At 30.6% G+C, this 1,279-nt stretch carries 2 protein-coding genes; both read right to left on the reverse strand.

The window, feature by feature from the left end; genetic code table 11:
* On the reverse strand, positions 1 to 786 hold a 786-nt coding region (locus HMPREF9420_RS12750; protein WP_007136152.1), incomplete at its 3' end, for a hypothetical protein.
* Between the two features lie 2 nt (positions 787 to 788).
* Positions 789 to 1,279, reverse strand: a 491-nt coding sequence (locus tag HMPREF9420_RS14325; protein ID WP_007136153.1) for a hypothetical protein, incomplete at its 5' end; no start/stop codon positions are given.

Here is a 1,279-nt window from a genome sequence, read left to right on the forward strand (position 1 = left end):
GTCTTCATTGAGAAATTCTAATGTTCTATTAAGTTCTGATACATTATGAGTAGGAAGGATAAGTTTTCCCTCATTATTAATCTGGGCTTTTATACCATATTTCTTTAAGAGACTTTTTTTTGTCCGAAGGGATTTACCTATAAATGTTGAGACATTTGTTGTAGATGATAATACTTTGATTAGTCTTCTGGTCTTAACATTTGCAATATCTTTAATACGGACAGCATTAGCTTCTAAGTTTTCATTTTCTCCAAAAGAATCAATTTCTCCATTAGTTGCTTCAGTCACAAAATCTAGTAAAGGAAAAATCTGATTGGCACTTGTGTAACTCTGAAAATAAAACTTTCCATCTTCATATATGGCATTAACCTTTTCTTCAATTACAAACGCCTTTTCTTGCATTTTTGCAAAAGAATTCCCGTATTCAACTTTCAAGACAGTTTTACGCTTTAATATGTTTCTTTTGTTAAATACTTGAAAAAGGTATCTCCCTTCTTCATACCAGAAAATACTTTTAGGAATATCTTCCTCTATATTATATTCAGACATATCTGCTTGATTGTCAGGTATTCTACTGAAGTCGTCTGGCAAGAAGAAATTTACATAAGTAATGTTTTCTCCTTTTCTTGCCATTATATCTCCATTAAATTCATCTTCTTCCATTTCCGCAGTTTTCAACCTCGCTGCACCACTGATAAAAATATTTCTAATATCATTAACCACATCCTCATTGAGTGAAATATACTTCACTGTGTTGTCTGACATTAAAGCGTAAAATTGGCTCATATTTATTCTTTGTCTTTAATGATTAATCCCATATAATCTGTTATATCTGTATATGACTTTATCTCTTTTCTATTTCTAATACATTTTTTTGAAAGTAGTATATATGTATTCTCTTTAGTATGCACCTCATAATAGCGATAGCCTAATATTGAACAAATTATATTATAGTTACTGTTATTGTAACTAGTTATTGCTATAAGACAGCCTTGTAGTACAATGCTAAAAAATAAAATTTTAAAATCTAAATTATCAGCAAAAACCGTGAGCCATGGAATTACTGATGACAGAACTTGTTCCACTCCATTTTGCGACATATTTGTATAAGAAGTAACTGTTATAGTCTTTCCCTCTTTTGGACGCTTACCTTTATGTTTAAGATAGAGTGATACTCCTATTATGCAGAACAACATAAATAGTAGGCTACCATTAATAGCCAACCATTCAAAGCTATTAAGATACGTTTTGTCTGAGAAAAAATTCCTCCATACATTAC

The organism is Segatella salivae DSM 15606 (genome assembly GCF_000185845.1).
Taxonomy (GTDB): Bacteria; Bacteroidota; Bacteroidia; order Bacteroidales; family Bacteroidaceae; genus Prevotella; species Prevotella salivae.